This is a genomic window from Marinimicrobium sp. (genome assembly GCF_002695945.1).
In the GTDB taxonomy this organism is placed as follows: domain Bacteria; phylum Pseudomonadota; class Gammaproteobacteria; order Pseudomonadales; family Cellvibrionaceae; genus Marinimicrobium; species Marinimicrobium koreense.
In genome coordinates this window covers 1-17,167 of the sequence record NZ_NZQP01000020.1, presented here as the reverse complement: position 1 = coordinate 17,167, position 17,167 = coordinate 1, and the positions used below count along the sequence as shown (strand labels likewise).

Below are 17,167 nucleotides of genomic sequence, written 5' to 3'. Positions count from 1 at the left end.
GCTGACCTCGGTGGACTCTTCCGCCGAGGCTAGGGCCGAACTGTGACGCTCCGGTGACGGAGCGATGAAGGATTAATGACCGTCCGGGTCGGCGCCGATTAGCCGCTGTAGCTGCGCCTGCTGCTTGTCGAGCAATTGCCGGTAGGGTGCCTTGACCCCGATCAGTACACCAGTGTCAGCGTCCAGCTCAAGGTGCTGATGCAACTCGTCGTCAATCAGTTCCGGCGCGATCTCGATGCCACTGGCGCCGGGCGTTGCCGCGCTCTGCTGATCCTGGAACGCGGCGGTCAGGTCGCGGTGGGGCAGCGGGTGAATGCGCGCGGCGAGTTTCAGTTTCGGGCCCGGGTTCAGATGGGATAGCTCCCCCAGCAACTGGGCGCTACACAGAGCGCGGAACGCGCAGTCGCTGTCGCTTTCGCCAAAGAAATCGATCAGCAGGGTATCGCCCGACAGGGCGACCTGCTTGCCGCTGTACAGCGACAAGATGTTGCGCAGTTGTTGCTCGAACTGGCTCAGTTGTTGAGCGAAGCTCTCCTCGTTCAATTGACGGCTGAGGGTCTCCATATTCAGCAGTCTTAGTCGCAGGCGCAATTGGGCCGGCGGCGGGGTATCGGCCTTGTCGCCATCGTCATCCGCCGATTCGTCCGACGAGACCTGCGGGCTCTGCTCATCGGGCGTTGACTGGCCCTGAACGATCACCGGTGGCCGGCGCAGCGCGGGCAGCCAGGGCAGGGCGGCGGCCGCCAGGACCAGCAGGCTCCACAGGAGCAGAAACTGCCGGTCGGCCCCGCTCAGGGCCGGTGGAATCATGGCCACCTGCAGGTGCCCGGCGATGTTGTCGGCCAGGGCGATGGTGGCGGTGTAGCGGCGGAACTGACCGGGCTCGGCCTCACTGGGCGGGAAGCCACTCTGTACCAGCAGCCGGTTTTCCACATCGTGGATGGTGGCCCCGATCACCTGCGGGTGGCGGGTCAGCTCCTGAAGGACCACCTGCAGGCTGATCATGTCCTGGCTCAGGGTGGCGTCCACGGCGCGTTGGGCGGTGCTGCGGGCCAGGGTCTGGCCGAAGCTGTCCAGTTGCTGACTCTGGGTGTGCAGGCTCGCCCGGGCGTGTAACCCGGCGGCCAACAGGCCGAGCAGCACAATCAGGGCGGTGCCGGCAATCGGTTGCCAGTGGGGCTTGAGTCGAGCGTAGAGGGCCATGCAGATCCTTGAGTGTGGGTACCCGTAGGGGCGCCCGTTTCAAAGTCGCCTATTTTACGGGCGTTGTTCCTGTGGATGCCAGCGCGTTGGCCCGGGGATTTGATAAAGACCACAGAAACATCAACGCATGGCATCTGTCCCCGGGGAACCGGTATAATTGCCGCCCGTTCCATTCCTTATTGCCAATCAAGTGAGTCCGCGTGAAAGACATCGTACTGATCAACGTTTTCGGGGATGACAAACCCGGGGTGACCTCCTCGCTCGCGGCCGAGCTGTCCGGCTTCGGCGCCAGCATCCTGGATATCGGCCAGGCGGTGATTCACGATGATCTGGCGCTCGGCATGCTGGTGGCGCTGGAGCCCGGCCGGGCCAGGGCCGAGACGTTGCAGAGCGCCATTCGCACCCGCGCCGACGATCTCGGGGTGCGGGTACGCTTTGAGAATATCGATCACCAGCGCTATCAGGAGTGGGTGGAGCAGCAGGGCAAGCCGCGGCATATCGTGACCCTGCTCTCCCGCCAGGTGATGGCCGAGCAGATTGCCGAGCTGACGGCGGTGACCGTGCGCCACGGGCTCAATATTGACCACATTAACCGCCTGTCCGGCCGTGTGCCGCTGGATGCGCTGGATACCCACAGCAGTGCCTGTGTGGAGTTTTCCGTGCGCGGCGCGCCGGCTGACACCCAGGCGCTGCGGGCGGATCTGATGGAGCTGTCCACCCGCCTGGAGGTGGATATTGCGTTTCAGAAGGACACCCCCTACCGGCGCAATCGCCGCCTGGTGTGTTTCGATATGGACTCCACCCTGATTGAGGCGGAGGTGATCGACGAGCTGGCCAAAGCCGCCGGCGTGGGTGATGAGGTGATTGCCATTACCGAAGCGGCCATGCGCGGGGAGCTGGATTTTCAGCAGAGTTTCGCCAAGCGTCTGAGCCTGCTCAAAGGGTTGGATGAGTCGGTGCTTGAGGGCATCGCTCGCAACCTGCGTCTGACCGAAGGGGCTGAGAAGTTGATCGCCACGTTGAAAAAACTGGGTTACAAAACCGCGATTCTCTCGGGAGGCTTCGAGTACTTTGGCCGCTTTCTGCAGCAGCGTTTGGGTGTGGATTACGTGTACGCCAACGAGCTGGAGATTGTCGATGGCAAGGTGACCGGACAGGTATCGGGCACGGTGGTGGATGGCGCGCGCAAGGCGCAGCTACTCAAGCAGTTGGCCGAGCGCGAGGGCATTACCCCGGAGCAGGTGATTGCGGTGGGCGATGGCGCCAATGATCTGCCCATGTTGAACGCCGCCGGGTTGGGCATCGCGTTTCGCGCCAAGCCGTTGGTGAAGGCCTCGGCGGAGCATGCGATTTCGACCTTGGGGTTGGATGCGATTTTGTATTTGTTGGGCTTTCGGGATCGGGAGCATGGGGATTTGTCGTAGGTTGGTGACGGCGGATGTTCGGACAACGGTAACGGCGGATGCGCCTTCGGCTTATCCGCCCTACGGCCGAGCGCAGCGGTATAGATCCGCGTAGGGGCCGAGCGCAGCGATTAGACGCCGCATCCGCCGTCCCCCAACCATGAGTGCACGACAATCCGAAAATCCGCGTAGGGGCCGAGCGCAGCGATTAGATGCCGCATCCGCCGTTACCGTTGCCGAACTCAACTCTCCATATTGAAATCGTAATCCATCGACTTGCTCGGCTCCTGCAGATAATACCCCTGAATGTAATGCACCCCGGCCTGCCACAGGGTCGCCAACACGCTGGCGTTTTCCACAAACGGCACCACCGTGGTCACGTCTTCCTCGTGCAACTTCTTGATCAGCTCTACCAGGGTATCCGGACTTTCATTGTTGTTCTGGATATCCTGGGTGAATGAACCGTCCACTTTCACAAAGCCCAGTGGCACGTGTTTGAAGACGTTGTAGGGGTTGAGTGAGCAGCCAAACCCACTGATGCTCAGACAACTGTTGAATTTCTCCAGGTGCTTGGCGAACGCCTTGGCGGCGGTCAGGTGATTGGTGATATCCACCTCACTGGCCTGGAAGACAATGGCATCGGTGGGCAGTTTGGCGGCCTTGAAGGCGACCCGCAGCCAGGGCGGCAGACTGTCGTCGCAAAGGGACTGGCCGCTCAGGTTGATGATCAGTTTGGTGTGGTTGCCCTTGTTGCGATGCTGGGACAGCATCTTGATCGACTCCAGAATCACCCAGCGATCGATCTTGTGAATCACGTTCATCTTCGCGGCGGCGTCGAGGAACTCCGTGGGGGACACCTCCTCATTGTCGGCGTTGAGCAGGCGCAGCAACACCTCGTAGTACTCGTCGTCCGAGCCCCGCAGGTTGATGATCGGCTGGAACAGGAGGCGAAACCGGTCGTTGTCCAGAGCGTGCTGCACCTCGGTCATCACATCCCGCTCTTTGCGTTCATCGGCGGTCATTTCCGGCTCGTACAGGCGCGCGGCGTTGCCCTGGTTTTCCGTGCGGACTTTTTCCATCGCACTGACCGCCTGCTCGATCACTGACTCGGCGCTGGAACTGGTGTCGTTGATCAGGGAGACGCCGATGCTGGCGGTCAACTGAATGGTTTTGCCATCCACATCAACGATGTGGTCTTCGATGGCCTTGCAGACTTTCTCCGCCCGCATGACCGCCGCGTCGGGTTTGATGTTGGGCGCGAGCATAATAAAGGCGTTGTCACCAAAACGGGCCAGCAGGTCATTCTCCTGGGCATGCTCGCGCAGCAGCGCGGCGATGTCACTCAGCGCCATGTCGGCACCGGCGACACCGAAGGCGGCGTGGACCTGCTCGGCGTAGTGGTCGATATCAATATAGATCAGGCTGGCTTCTGCCGGCTGCTTGCCCGCCTCGCTGGTGAGCATCTTTTCCAGGCGATCCACCAGGTACTGGCGGTTGTACAGGCCAGTGGCCAGGTCCTGCCACTTGATCTGGGCGATCTGCGCTTCCAGCTCCTCGCTGGTCTCGGCGACGCCGGCGCGGGCCAGAAACTGGATGCAGGGCTCTTCATCATAGGTAGCCCGGGAGACTTCCAGGCTGATATGGGTGGCCTCGCCGTTGTGCTTGACCCCTTCGAATTCAACCTTGGTGGTCTCGGCGTCATCGCCCTTGAGGGTGAAGTTTTTCAGGAATTGCTTGAGCTGTTTGTGATCCTTCTCGGCCACCATGTCCATGATCGGCAGGCAGTCGATATCATCGCGATCCTCATAGCCGAACAGTTCGGCNAAGGATTCGTTGGCGTAGAGGTACAGGCCGTCCTGNACGTAGGCNATGGCATCCCGGGANCTNTCNAGCAGGGCCTGGCTGCGGCGCTCGGCNTCGCGGAAACGGCGGTCGGCGATGCGCCGTTGCTGGCGCTGNTCCCGGTTGTCCATTTCGCGCTGGATGACCAGCAGCAGGTGTTGGTCTTCGTCCAGNCGCACCACATCGGCCGCGCCGAGCTTCATCCCCTCGACCACNGCCGCGCTGCTTTCNTCGTCGGTTTGCAGNACGACGGCNACATCGCGGTTCAGGCGCCGGATCTGCCGAATGGCGGCCTCGGGAGTGACATTGGTGGTCTTGTCATGACCGATGAGCAGGTCCCAGGTCTGCTCNTGTAGCAGCTNTCCCAGGCGTTCCTCACTGTCGACGTGCTGGGCGCGACTGGAGCGACCGGCGTTGTGGAGCATGCTGNTCAACCGCTCGGCCTCTGAGCGGGAGTCGTTCAAAATCAGNAGGCGGATTGTCTCGTTGGGATCCATAAAAGGTTANTGCACTCTCTTGCAAGCCTGACCCGTGTCTGTGAGGCCGCTCGGTCGATGAATGCTTCCGTGCGTCNGACAGGGGTTGTCATCCCTTTAATCCTGTTCGTTTCGGCTATANTAACTGATTGACAAATACCCTCAATACNAATGTTGATANATCCGCCAACAACCGTTCATTGATGGCGATATTTGTGAATCAGCCTTCTGTTCTCGGGGTGACGACGCTATAAATCGTCGCTNTCACCCGCNTCGCNCTGGCCGGGCATCAGCTCNCGAAANTCGAATTGGCTNATGGCNCCGGTGGAAAANCGGCGCCGGGTGAGTTGTACGGTGGTCTGGGTTCTATGGTTGTCTTCCTGNTGACCACTGTTGCGCCGGTANAGGCGCACNTTNCTGTATTCGTGAAAGGTCACGGCGTTGGTNATCAGGGTGGCCGGCTGGTTNATGGCNTTCAGNGGNGGAATTTCCAGNGCGCGCANNAATTCCGAGANNCCGCCGGTNTTGTAGATCACCGCNGCNCCGANNGGCGTCGCCTGNGGGGCGAGNGTCTGNACGCCAATCAGGGTGGACTCCCGGGANTGCTGNACCCAGCGNACCACCCCNATGCTCCATTTNAGTCGGCCCACTTCCTGAAGNCCCAGCAGNTCNCCGGCTTTCANCTGNGTGGGNACCTGTTCGCGCCANTCCAGGCAGTANCCNCCCAGNCTGACNTCCACGATNGGNACCTGAAAGGTNGGGTGNTCNCCCCGGTANTCCTGCTGCTGNCGNTGNCGAATNTTGTTCTCAATNTTGAAGGTGGCCAGGTGGTNNCCNGCCAGNNNGCCGCCGCCGGCNTCGAANGCGGAGCCCCANGGGTCCGGCTCGGCGGTNGCGGCGGTNGGNAGGCGCCCACCNAACAGACCGTNTTCCTCNNGGTGTACNTGGGTGGCCTGGTTCATGAACAGCTTGAAGGGNTGNCCNCCGGCCATCTGGAAGTGCACGTTGGACANGCCGATGGTGACATTCATCTGNCCGCCGCTNNCGCGCCGTTCGAAGCTNCGCTGGGCGAGCAGGTGCCAGGAGTGGCTCAGGTGCTCGTTGAGGGNAAGCGTCAGCCCCAGGCTGTCCCGACCGCCACCGGGTCTGGCGCCTAGCGCCTTTCGGGCGTCCTCCAGTGCGGTCACGACCGGGCCAGTATCCAGCTCCCGGATGGCCCCGCCGGGGGCTTCGGGCAGACGGGACTTNTANANGGGCGCACTGTCGCTGTCGAGCACNACNGCAAACAGGTTGTCTTCCTGCGCNGGNTCGTANGCCACCATNTGCGCCAGTGGGGCNAGTTGCTCCAGGNCGTCNTAGGTGTTGCTGACTTCGGTNTGNCGCAGNTGGTTGGGNCGGGCGCTGGCGAGCANCAGCAGNCGCTGNTAGCAGCGCTCGATGGTGTTGGTCTGCTGGTGGCCGGGNAGAGGTTCGGNCACCNNTTGGCGGTGNACNNGCCACTGCTCGGCCAGNTGGTACAGGGTATGAATTTCCAGCCACAGTCGGCTGGGAACCGGGGTGTACANNTGNTAGCTGCGCANNAGCANCANNCCCAGNCCNGTCATNGCNCGNTGCAGCGCCAGNGCNCGCTGGTTCTGCANNGNNTCGGNATCNCCNTTGGTNNCCTGCCCGAGCTCGCGCACCGTCACCAGATAGGCGTTGCTCATGTGCTTTTGCAGGGCCTGGGCGACGGTGGCGGTTTTGCGGGCNGNTTCGGGCAGAATCAGGGGTTGATTGAGAAACTGCGGGGTCAGCCCCTGAATGGCCTGTTGNACNGCGGNGCGCAGNGCCTCGAGCATGTCCAGGCGNACCTGGGGGGTGGTTTTGAGNCGGCCGATTTCNGGCAGNGCNTTNTACAGNAGGCTGCTCACGAAGCTGATGCGGGTCATGGGCAAGGCGCGCACCCAGTCGGCGACTTTGGCGGCCTTGGGGGNACAAAACGACAGTGTGTCCAGGTCCTGGGGCGGGACTTTGAAACGGTTCAGCAGCTCGTTCGGCGGCATGTCGGCGGTCATTCACTATCCTGTCTGAGGCGGTCGCCGCGGCACTGGGGGGGGGCGGCGGTCCGGCTTGAGTTGTCCTGACTATAGCAGATCGCTCCGTCGGTAGCAGATCGGGCGGCTCAGGCTATGGGGGTCTTGTTCGGCTCCCCGGCGATTTCCCGCACCAGCCGGGGTACCAGGTAGCCGGGCAGTCGGGCGCGCAGGTGGTCCATCAGAGCGCGTGCTTCAGCCTCCGGAACGTCAAAGTGGTGGGCACCGGCGACCGGGTCGAGCAGGTGCAGGTAATAGGGCAGGACGCCCCGGTCGAACAGCCCTTCGCTCAACGCGGCCAGCGTGGACGCCTGATCATTGATGCCGCGCAGCAGCACCGCCTGGTTGAGTAGGGTGATGCCCGCCCGGCGCAGCCGGCCCAGTGCGGCCCCCACACTGTCGTCAAGCTCCCGGGGGTGGTTGCTGTGAATCACCAGCGTGGTATGCAGGCCATGGCCGGTGAGCCAGTCCAGACAGTCATCGTCAATCCGGTTGGGCAGCACGATCGGCAGGCGGGAGTGGACCCGCAGGCGTTTGACGTGGGGGATGGCCGCCACCCGTTCGGTCAGCCAGGCCAGTTGCCGGTCCGGGGCGTTGAGTGGGTCGCCGCCGCTGTAGATTACTTCGGTGATGCTCGGGTCGGCGGCGATGTAATCCAGTGCCTCCTGCCAGCGGGCCCGGCCGGGGTTGTTGTCGGCGTAGGGGAAGTGGCGACGAAAGCAGTAGCGGCAGTTGATCGCGCAGCCGCCGGAGACGATCANCAGCACCCGCCCGTGGTATTTGTGAATCAGCCCGGGATGGGGGTTGGCGTCGGCTTCGCCCAGNGGGTCCTGGCTGTAGCCCGGGGCCGCTTGAAGCTCCTCGCCCAGAGGCAGCACCTGGCGNAGCAGNGGGTCGTCCGGGTCNCCNTTGCGCATNCGCTCGACAAANGCGCGNGGCACCCGCAGGGCGAANTCCTGNCTGGCGGCNAGGGCCGCNGGCANCTGGGCCGGGTCCAGNTCCAGCAGGGCGATCAACTCCTGGGGCGAGCGAATCAGGTCGGCNAGCTCGTTTTGCCAGCGGGAGGCACTTTTGCCGGCNGGGGCCTGCCAAGTGGCAGCGGTTCGATGTATCATGTGCGCCTTTTAATCCAGAGAAGCGAGAGGGCGTAATGGCCACCTATTCTATCAACGATTTCCGCGTCGGTCTGAAAGTCATGCTCGATGGCGANCCCTGTAACATTGTCGAGAACGAGCTGGTCAAGCCGGGCAAGGGNCAGGCCTTTAACCGGGTCAAGCTGCGCAACCTGAAAACCGGGCGCGTGTGGGAGCGTACCTTCCGNGGCAGCGAGAACCTCGAAGGCGCTGATGTGACTGACCTGGATATGGAATACCTGTACAACGACGGTGAGTTCTGGCACTTCATGGAGCCGACNACCTTTGAGCAACACCAGGCGGACAAGAGCGCNGTNGGCGANTCGGCCAAGTGGCTCAANGAGCAGGACAAGTGCGTGATTACCCTGTTCAACGGCGCGCCGCTGGCGGTGACCCCGCCCAACCACGTGGAGCTGGAAGTGACNGAAACCGATCCGGGCCTGAAGGGCGACACCGCCCAGGGCGGCACCAAGCCGGCCACNCTGAGCACCGGCGCNGTGGTGAAGGTACCGCTGTTCATGAACGTGGGCGATGTGGTCCGTGTGGACACCCGNACCGGCGAATACCTGGGGCGCGCGTCCAAAGACTGATGCCCGCCTCCACCACCCGACGTCGGTCGGGTGGTGCTTTCCTTTCTCCTCCCTGATGTTCCGCCCATGACTGATTGGCAGCCTTCCGCCTCACTGGAACTTGTGCGTCTGCGTGCGAGTGTGTACCAGCGTATNCGGCAATTTTTTGCCGAGCGCGNGGTGCTGGAAATNGAAGCGCCGGTGATGGGCGCCGCGGCNGTGACNGACCCGTTTATCGACTCGGTCACCGCTCAGTGCGCGGGACGNACCTATTANCTGCAGACNTCACCNGAATTTGCCATGAAGCGCCTGNTGGCGGCGGGGGCGGGGCCGATCTACGCCCTGGGCAAAGTGTTTCGCAACGGTGAGCGGGGGCGCAAACACAACCCGGAGTTCACTCTGCTTGAGTGGTATCGCACCGGGTGGGATGACCGGGCGCTGATGGGGGAAGTTCAGGCACTCATCGAGTTNNTGATNCCNGGCCTGGANGTGACNTACCTGAGCTATCGCCAGTGGTTTGAGCGGCACCTGCAGATCGATCCGCACACCGCCTCGGTGGCTGAGCTGGCGGCGCTGGCAAAAGCGCGAATCAATATCGAGGCGGAGGACGAGGATCGGGACTTCTGGCTCGATCTGCTGGTGACCCATGAGCTGGAGGCCTCCCTCGGCGACGGCCTGACCTTTGTGTACGACTATCCCGCCAGTCAGGCCGCCCTGGCCCGCCTGGCCACCGACGACCAGGGGCAGACTGTGGCCCGGCGCTTTGAGGCGTTTATCGGCGGCATGGAGTTGGCCAATGGGTATTGGGAGCTGACCGATGCCGACGAGTTGCGCGGTCGCTTCCTCGCCGATCAACAAAAACGCCGTGCCCTGGATTTACCGGTCTACCCTTCGGATGACAAACTGCTCGCCGCCATGGCCGCTGGCCTGCCGGACAGCGCCGGCGTGGCCCTGGGGGTGGATCGGTTGCTGATGTGCTTGAGCGGCGCGTCCCATATTGCCGATGTCCTGGCCTTCGACGTTGATCGTCTGTAACGCAGGAAACTGTCATCATAGCGTCATACTATGACGACATTAGCTTGTGAACCGCCTGGCACCTGATACGCTTAATAGTAGGTGCCGGTAGTTCCCTGTGGGCTGCACGTTGAGACAAACAAAAGCGCGTGCAGACGGGACGACACCCTCACAACGACAATTCAGTGAGGTAGGCCGTCATGCAGATTATTTACGACGAGTCGATTCCCGCCAACGACCAGCCCCTGGTCATGATCCGAGGCGATCACGAACGGGTGGAGATGCATCTGCGCCAGGATGAGCAGCGACATTACACGCTGTTTGCCTTTGCCGGGGACCATCGCCGGCCGGCGAGAACCCAGCAGCAGGGCCCCTATCACTGCCTGGGTCAGGCCAATGGCGCCCGGCGGGCGATAGCCGCCGCTTTGCGAGCTCAGGGCTACCGGGTCAGTGATGATGTTCACCCCGTGTGGTGCCTGGAGGCTCAGCGGTGTATCAATGCCCTGCGGGACGCACACCAGCAGTTTCCGGTCAGCTACAAATTTGATCCCAAGGACGTCTACCTGGATTGGTAGGCGCGGAACTAGCGCTCACCGTCGTCGGGCGTGGTAGATACGCCCAGGCGAGCCGCCTGACGGCGCCAGCGACGTCGGGCCAGTTCCTGCATGTCCCGGGTTTTGTCTTTTTCGTCCACGATTTCCAGCCCGAGCAGTGCTTCCAGCACATCCTCAAGGGTGATGATGCCCACCACCGAACCGTACTCCGTCACCACCAGAATGATGTGCGTCTGCTCGCGCAGAAACTCTTCCAGGGCCTGGGTCAGTGGCATGCTGTCGAGCAGCGCGGGAATGGCGCGGCGGTGACGTCGCAAGAGCTGATCGCCTTCGCCCCGGGCCTCGGCCAGTAGCAGGTCATCCAGCAGCACAATCCCGTTGATATTGTCCGGGTCACCGGCATACACCGGAATACGGGAAAAGGGCACCGAGTGGTGACTGGTCAGAAAGTCGTGAATGGTCTGCTCCTCGTCCGCCGAAAAAAGCACGGTGCGTGGCGTCATGGNNTCCTTGATGGGCGTGTGNCGCANNAGNAGCAGNTTNTTGANGATNCCNGANTCGCGCTCGTCCAGNTGGCCNTCNTCNGAGCTGAGATCNGCCATGACTGTCAGCTCGTGCCGATCGAGCCCGGANGACTGNCTGCCACCNCGGGTGATCAGGCGGGTNATGAACTCGGACATNTTGATAAACGGGTAGAGNACAATGATCANGTAGTGCAGNCCGTAGGCNGTCATGGGGGCGAGTGANCGCCAGTAATAGGCGCCCAGTGTTTTGGGNACGATTTCCGACANCACCAGAATCAGCAGAGTCAGTACCGCCGAGAACAGGCCCAGNTAGGCGCTNCCAAATACGNCNGTNGCCTGGGCNCCGGCNCCNGCGGCGCCNGCGGTGTGNGCGATGGTGTTNAGGGTCAGAATGGCGGCCAGNGGGCGNTCGATGGTGGCTTTCAGCTCNGCCAANAGCAGGCCGGANCGCTTNCCCTCCTGCTGCTTCAGNCTGGTGTAGGCNGTGGTNNNGCTNAGCANTACCGCNTCGGCCACCGAGCATAGAAACGAGATACCCAGGGCGATCAGAACGTAGNCTATCAGCAGTGTCATGGTTTGGCTCAGGTCGGATAATGGCGTGTTGTGCCGGATGATAACAGGCACTCGATGGCCTGCCCANAGGAGGNGTCTATACGGNGNGCNGCGCNGNTTGAGGCTTATGNNNNGGGATANTTCNCGGANNCNGCGCGGATCTGATTGCCGCCGGCTTCCTTGGCCNGNTACATCGCCTGNTCNGCGGCGCGAATCAGGTCGGCGTCGGTGAGGGCNTCNTGCGGGTANAGCGCAAGGCCAATNCTGGTGGNGATGTGCATGGGNATCTGNCGNANCTGAAACGGCTGGGCACAGGCNTGACGGATNTTCTCTGCCACCGTGTGGGCTTCNTCGGGGCCGGTNATGTCGTCCAGCAGNACCACAAACTCNTCGCCGCCCATGCGGGCGACNGTGTCCGCNGCNCGCANNTTGACGGTCATGGCCTGGGANACNTGCTTGAGCANCTCGTCACCCAGCTCATGNCCNTAGTGATCGTTCACCACTTTNAANTCATCCAGNTCGATGAACATCAGGGCCAGTTGCGTGCGGTGGCGTTGNGCGCTGCGCAGCGCCTGNTCCAGCCGGTCGGCGAACAGNGCNCGNTTGGGCAGGTTGGTGAGAGGGTCGTGCTGNGCCATGTGGCGCATGTGNTCTTCAATCTGTTTGCGCTCGGTCACATCGCTGATNAACCCNTACCACCGGGTGGTGCCGTCNTCCAGCCGTTCCGGCTGGGCATNNCCTTCAAGCCAGTGCATTCCCTGAACGGGCAGTANCACNCGGAACTCGNTATGCCAGGTGGTNAGGTGGCGNGCGGANTGGATNATCGAGGCAAACAGGTCGTTGTAATCTTCNGGGTGNACCCGATCGAAGACNGNNTGGATATCCTCGCTGGCCTCNGTGGGNGTGANTTCNAGGTACTCNTCAATNCGCCGACTGGAAAAGGGCATNCGAAAGCGNCCGTCCGGGGCCATTTCGAACTGGTANATGACNCCCGGNGCNTGGGCGGTCAGNTTGTCCAGCAGCTGAATCCGCTCCANNGNNGCCTCNCCCTCGGCCCGGGCCTTNTACACCTGGCCGATCTGATAGCTGACCACCTGGGCGAGCAGCANTACCTCGATCAACACCGCCACCATGCCCAGGTGCTCGACCAGAAAGATCGGGTTGCTGGTGCTCTTCATGGAGATGGCCAGNAGCGCCGGCACCGCAAAGGCGGCGTTGGCAAACAGGTACAGNCGGGCCACCTTGCTCCCCTGAAGGCTGCGNGCCACGCCNCAGGTCAGCCCGTANAGCGCAAAAATCGCGACCCCGACCCGNCAGAANTCAAGCGACCAGTTGGGCGCGAACANCGCCAGGGGCCAGAAGCTGACCAGCACCCCGATCGCCGTCATGCCCAGCCAGAACAGCGCCGGGTGGGTGTCTCGGNTNATGCGCAACAGGCGCATGACAAACCCGATATAGACGACGTTTGAAAACAGAATGGGGGTGCTGATCAGGTAGAACCAGGTCCAGCCNAACAACTGGCTGTACACCAACAGGGCGGCGCCGTTGTANAGCAGGTTGCCGAGGANGAACAGNGCGTACAGCAGGTCTGTGCGGGATTGTCGCCACACCGCCATGACGGCGTAATAGAACATCAGGGCGAAAAAAATACCCAGGCCGACCAGGGTCAGGCTTTGGGTCAGAGGAATGCGGCGCTCGTAGTCTTGACGGTCAAACAGGTGGGGNTCNGGCAGGGCCAGGTAGAACGGGCTCTCCATCCGGGTGAGAATCCGGTACTCTCCCGCGGGCAGATTCAGNGATCGGCCGTGGCGCAGGAAGTACTGGTAATCCTGGTCCTGTTGCAGGCCACCGCTGAGCGTCAGGAGCAGGCGGTTGTCGCCGTCGTAGATGCGGTGCACAAACTCATTGAGGGTGGATGAGCTCGCGAAATCCAGTACCAGCTCTGCTGGCTCATCCAGAGTCACTTCCAGTTCGTNCCAGAGGACACCGCCGCCGGCGGGTTGGACGGAAACCGTGTTCAGTTGATGGCGGNGTGGNGCGGCTNGTGAGACGTCNCTGTCGGGGGGNAAATCGANCCAGCGGCCGGTCTGTTGCAGAGGACTGCGGGGCTCGGCGGCGGCCAGTGGCGTCCANAGCNTGAGCAGGCTGAGACAAAGCCCGACAACAAATGACACTCTCAGCAAGCAGACNTCCTCGTNATANTCGGTGGCTCGGATGGGTGGNGGTCGGGACCACTGTAACAAGCATTGGCCAGAATTGGCGCCCTGGCAAATGGATTNGGNATCCGGGCCCATAGGAGAGCGCCTGTGAGCTGCTCGCCTGGATGGCGCATTTTTCATGTCTTGGGGCAAAATAGCAAGGGTTATGAGCCCTGTGCAGAAACTGAACGCCATCGCTGAACCCCGCAGTGGTCGTGGTCTGCGTCAGTTACCCAGCATTCATTCACACCCTTTTGCACAGATTCTGTGGATAGCGCCTGACCTGTGGATATCTTGTGTGGCGCTGCTCACTTCGCAAGATTACGTTAGAATGGCCCGCTAACTGACCATTTGGAGGTAGCTTTATGGAAACCCTGCCCGAGACTTTACGGGAAAATGTTCGGCTGTTGGGCGAATTACTGGGAGATACAGTTCGCGACCACGAAGGCGACGACCTGTTCCAGAAAATCGAAGACATCCGCCAACTGGGCAAAGCCATCCAACAATCCGAAGAGGAGGACTCCACGCCTCTGGTGGAGCGGCTGGGCGAGCTGAACGATCGGGATATTCTGCCGATTGTGCGCGCCTTCAATCAGTTTCTGAATCTGGCCAACATCGCCGATCAGGAGTATTCCGCCAGTGCCGAAGCGGAGCCCGACGACGGCCTGAAGAGTCTGCTGCTCGAGCTGAAAGACACCTACGGGCAGGAGCGCCTGAGTGAAGTCATCGGCGATCTGAATATCCAGTTGGTGCTCACCGCGCACCCCACGGAAGTGACCCGGCGCACCCTGATCCGCAAATACGACCAGATTGTTCACACCCTGAGCGACCGCCAGCGCGGCAACCTGCTGACCTACGAGCAGGACAAACACCGCGGCCGGCTGCACCGGCTGGTGGAAGAGATCTGGAGCACCGATGAAATCCGCTCCGAGCGGCCCACAGCGGTGGATGAGGCCAAGTGGGGCTTTGCGGTTATCGAGAACAGCCTGTGGCAGGCGGTGCCGGACTTCATTCGTCATCTGGACCGGCTCTGCTGCCGTCATCTCGACCACTGCCTGCCGGTCGACCTGCAACCGTTCAGCTTTTACTCCTGGATGGGCGGCGACCGGGACGGCAACCCCAATGTGACCCACCGCGTGACCCGCGAAGTCCTGTTGCTCGGCCGCTGGATGGCCGCGGACCTGTACCTGAAGGATATTCAGAGCCTGAGCAACGATTTGAGCATGCATGAGGCCGGTGCCGAGTTGAGCGCCCGCTTCCCCGGCAGCGCCACCCCCTACCGGGATTTGCTCGGCGAGCTGCGCAAGCGCCTGCAGGCTACTCTGGAATGGACCGAAGCGCGTCTTGAGGGCCGCTCTCCCGAGTGGAACGATGCGGTGATCACCGAGCGCAAAGACCTGCTCGAGCCCCTGCTTATGTGCTTCGAGTCGCTGCGCGAAGTGGGCTTCCCGCACATCGCCAACGGCCCGGTACTGGACAACATCCGCCGGGTGCAGAGCTTTGGTATCAACCTGGTGCCGCTGGATATCCGTCAGGATGGCGAGCGCCACGTGAAGGCGATGGACGAGCTGACCCAGTATCTGGAGCTGGGCAGCTACCTGGAGTGGAGCGAAGAGCAGCGGCAGGAATTTCTGCTCGAGCAGCTCAACAACAAGCGCCCACTGTTGCCGGCGCACTGGCCCATGAGCGAGGAAACCGAAGAGGTGCTGGCCACCTGCAAGGTGATCGCTCAGGAACCCCGGGAGACCCTGTCCCACTACGTGATTTCCATGGCTCAGCAACCGTCGGACGTGATGGTGGTGGCGTTGCTGCTGCGCGAATGCGGCATGACCTGGAATATGCCCATCGTGCCCCTGTTTGAAACCCTGGACGACCTGGATCGGGCGCCGGAGGTGATGGGTCGGCTGTGGCAGATTCCCTGGTACCAGGAATACACCGGCGCCCGCCAGACTGTGATGATCGGCTACTCCGACTCCGCCAAGGACGCCGGCAAGTTCGCCGCGACCTGGGCCCAGTACAAGGCGCAGGAAAAGCTGGTAAACATTGCCGAGCAACAGAACGTCAAGCTGGTTCTGTTCCACGGCCGCGGCGGCACCGTCGGTCGCGGTGGCGGCCCGGTGGAGAAGGCCATGGCCTCCCAGCCGCCGGGCTCGGTGAAAGGGCAGATCCGGGTGACCGAGCAGGGCGAGATGATCCGCTACAAGTTCGGCCAGTCCCGCGTGGCGTTCAGCAGCTTCTCCACCTATGTGTCGGCCACCCTCCGGGCGACCCTGATGCCGCACAAGGGGCCGTCCCAGGAGTGGCGGGACCTGATCGAGCGCATGGCTCAGAGCAGCCTGGAGGCCTACCGCAATGTGGTGCGCGGCCACCCGAAGTTCGTGCCCTATTTCCGCAGCCTGACGCCGGAGCAGGAATTGAACCTGCTGGCCCTGGGCAGTCGCCCAGCCAAGCGTAAGGCCACCGGTGGGGTAGACAGCCTGCGGGCCATTCCCTGGGTGTTTGCCTGGATGCAGGTGCGCCTGAACCTGCCCTCCTGGCTCGGTACCCGCCAGGCGCTGGANTANGCNNTGGANAATGCGCCNTCCACTCTGGTGGATATGCTGGAAAACTGGTCNTTCTTCTCCAGTTTCCTGGANCTGCTGGAAATGGTGGTGGGCAAGGCCGANCTGCCGATCTGCAGCTATTACGAGAAAGAGCTGGTGCCNTCNGAGNTGCANGGNCTGGGGCAGCANCTGCGGGCGGACCTGAGTGCGCTGGAAGTGCTGATCAACCGGATCAAGCATCAGGACGAGCTGTTGAGCGAGGAGCCCATGTTGCAGCGCGCCCTGCGGGTGCGCAAACCCTACATGGACCCGCTGAGCTATCTGCAGGTTGAATTGCTCAAGCGCTACCGCAGNGGNAAGGAAATCAGTCCGGAGTTGGAAAAGGCGCTCAAGGTGACCATGGCGGGTATNGCNGCNGGNATGCGNAACACCGGCTGATCCNGCNACNNGGCTTTATGTCACCCNCGACNTTGGTNGGTAGGGTGGCATAAGGCCAAAGGCCGTCATCCACCATNGNCCGTCTNNCACNNNNCGTCGNNCGGGNANTGTGCTTNCGNTNACGCGTCACNGCNCCGGGTTTTTTNCNGTGTCGGNATCGTCNNTACNGACTCGCCGGACGAGCGTCTCCAGCGTGTCCNCNTCCNGGGCCANGCCGACNTGNTAGTTGANCTGAACCTGCACCAGCAGATCCTCGCCCCGGGCGTCGGTCATCAGCACATGCTCCAGCCGCGCGACAATCTGCCGGGCCAGGTGATCGGCATCATGCNCCGTGCNGTCNGGTAGAAACACNGCAAACCGTCGGCCGCCCATCCGGGCGGCGANCTGTCCGTGGCGCAGGTAGCGGCGTATGGCNTTACCAACNCGCTGCAGAATGTCATCNCCGGCNTCCAGCCCGAGCCNCTGGTTGAGTTCGGTCAGNTTNAGNANCCGCAGGCCGATCACCACGGGCTGCTGACCATCCTCCTGAGACTGCCCGAACAGGGGCCCGCAGGTGGTAAAGAAATAGCGACGGTTGTAGAGTTGAGTGAGTTGGTCGACGGTCGCCAGATCCCGCTCGATCTGTTGGTGGCTCCCGAGAATCAGG

At 62.1% G+C, this 17,167-nt stretch carries 9 protein-coding genes and 4 pseudogenes; 5 read left to right on the top strand and 8 right to left on the bottom strand.

Translation table 11 applies throughout. From position 1 onward, the window contains the following. Positions 1-72 precede the first annotated feature (72 nt). On the bottom strand, positions 73-1,203 hold the full coding sequence (locus CMG77_RS03685; protein ID WP_286804448.1) for a hypothetical protein: 1,131 nt from the start codon (positions 1,201-1,203) through the stop codon (positions 73-75). A gap of 200 nt (positions 1,204-1,403) precedes the next feature. Here CMG77_RS03685 and serB point away from each other — a divergent pair, with 200 nt between their 5' ends. Further along, on the top strand, positions 1,404-2,627 hold the full coding sequence (serB, locus tag CMG77_RS03680; protein WP_286804449.1) for a phosphoserine phosphatase SerB: 1,224 nt from the start codon (positions 1,404-1,406) through the stop codon (positions 2,625-2,627). Between the two features lie 221 nt (positions 2,628-2,848). Here the strand turns inward: serB and CMG77_RS03675 are convergent, their stop codons facing one another. From CMG77_RS03675 to epmB, 3 genes and pseudogenes are all read right to left on the bottom strand, one after another. Further along, positions 2,849-4,372 (bottom strand): EAL domain-containing protein, encoded by a 1,524-nt coding sequence (locus CMG77_RS03675; protein ID WP_502691743.1) that lies wholly within the window; start codon positions 4,370-4,372, stop codon positions 2,849-2,851. An 800-nt stretch (positions 4,373-5,172) separates the two neighbouring features. After that, a pseudogene (locus tag CMG77_RS16090) lies at positions 5,173-6,966 on the bottom strand (cyclic-di-GMP receptor FimW-related protein). Positions 6,967-7,085: 119 nt separating this feature from the next. Continuing rightward, a complete protein-coding gene (epmB, locus tag CMG77_RS03670) occupies positions 7,086-8,111 on the bottom strand; it encodes an EF-P beta-lysylation protein EpmB (RefSeq protein WP_286903629.1) in 1,026 nt (341 codons plus the stop codon). A 35-nt stretch (positions 8,112-8,146) separates the two neighbouring features. On the opposite strand from epmB, the gene efp reads away from it, so the two are divergent. The 3 genes from efp (at position 8,147) to CMG77_RS03655 (ending at position 10,287) form a co-directional block, all read left to right on the top strand. Beyond that, positions 8,147-8,719, top strand: a complete 573-nt coding sequence (efp, locus tag CMG77_RS03665) for an elongation factor P (RefSeq protein WP_286903628.1) — start codon at positions 8,147-8,149, stop codon at positions 8,717-8,719. 66 nt (positions 8,720-8,785) lie between these two features. Further along, positions 8,786-9,733: an EF-P lysine aminoacylase EpmA gene (gene epmA / locus CMG77_RS03660; RefSeq protein ID WP_286903627.1), complete on the top strand. Its 948-nt coding sequence runs from the start codon at positions 8,786-8,788 to the stop codon at positions 9,731-9,733. 179 nt (positions 9,734-9,912) lie between these two features. After that, positions 9,913-10,287, top strand: a complete 375-nt coding sequence (locus CMG77_RS03655; protein WP_286804455.1) for a PA4575 family protein — start codon at positions 9,913-9,915, stop codon at positions 10,285-10,287. An 8-nt stretch (positions 10,288-10,295) separates the two neighbouring features. Here the strand turns inward: CMG77_RS03655 and CMG77_RS03650 are convergent, their stop codons facing one another. The 3 genes and pseudogenes from CMG77_RS03650 to CMG77_RS15755 all read right to left on the bottom strand — a co-directional run bounded on the left by CMG77_RS03650 (position 10,296) and on the right by CMG77_RS15755 (position 13,099). Then, positions 10,296-10,769: a CBS domain-containing protein gene (locus CMG77_RS03650; protein WP_286903644.1), complete on the bottom strand. Its 474-nt coding sequence runs from the start codon at positions 10,767-10,769 to the stop codon at positions 10,296-10,298. Positions 10,770-10,841: 72 nt separating this feature from the next. Next, positions 10,842-11,363: pseudogene (locus CMG77_RS03645) on the bottom strand (DUF21 domain-containing protein); the annotation flags it as partial. A gap of 104 nt (positions 11,364-11,467) precedes the next feature. Then, a pseudogene (locus tag CMG77_RS15755) lies at positions 11,468-13,099 on the bottom strand (diguanylate cyclase domain-containing protein). An 806-nt stretch (positions 13,100-13,905) separates the two neighbouring features. Here CMG77_RS15755 and ppc point away from each other — a divergent pair. After that, a complete protein-coding gene (ppc, locus tag CMG77_RS03640; protein ID WP_286903626.1) occupies positions 13,906-16,521 on the top strand; it encodes a phosphoenolpyruvate carboxylase in 2,616 nt (871 codons plus the stop codon). Positions 16,522-16,647: 126 nt separating this feature from the next. On the opposite strand, the pseudogene CMG77_RS15750 reads toward ppc, so the two are convergent. Further along, positions 16,648-17,130, bottom strand: a pseudogene (locus tag CMG77_RS15750) (diguanylate cyclase domain-containing protein). Positions 17,131-17,167: the final 37 nt, after the last annotated feature.

Bases quoted from the DNA above. Each gene is read 5' to 3' on its own strand.
- CMG77_RS03650 (WP_286903644.1), bottom strand. From the start codon at position 10,769: ATGACGCCACGCACCGTGCTTTTTTCGGCGGACGAGGAGCAGACCATT.
- CMG77_RS03655 (WP_286804455.1), top strand. From the start codon at position 9,913: ATGCAGATTATTTACGACGAGTCGATTCCCGCCAACGACCAGCCCCTG.
- CMG77_RS03685 (WP_286804448.1), bottom strand. From the start codon at position 1,203: ATGGCCCTCTACGCTCGACTCAAGCCCCACTGGCAACCGATTGCCGGC.
- CMG77_RS03675 (WP_502691743.1), bottom strand. From the start codon at position 4,372: ATGGTGGCCGAGAAGGATCACAAACAGCTCAAGCAATTCCTGAAAAAC.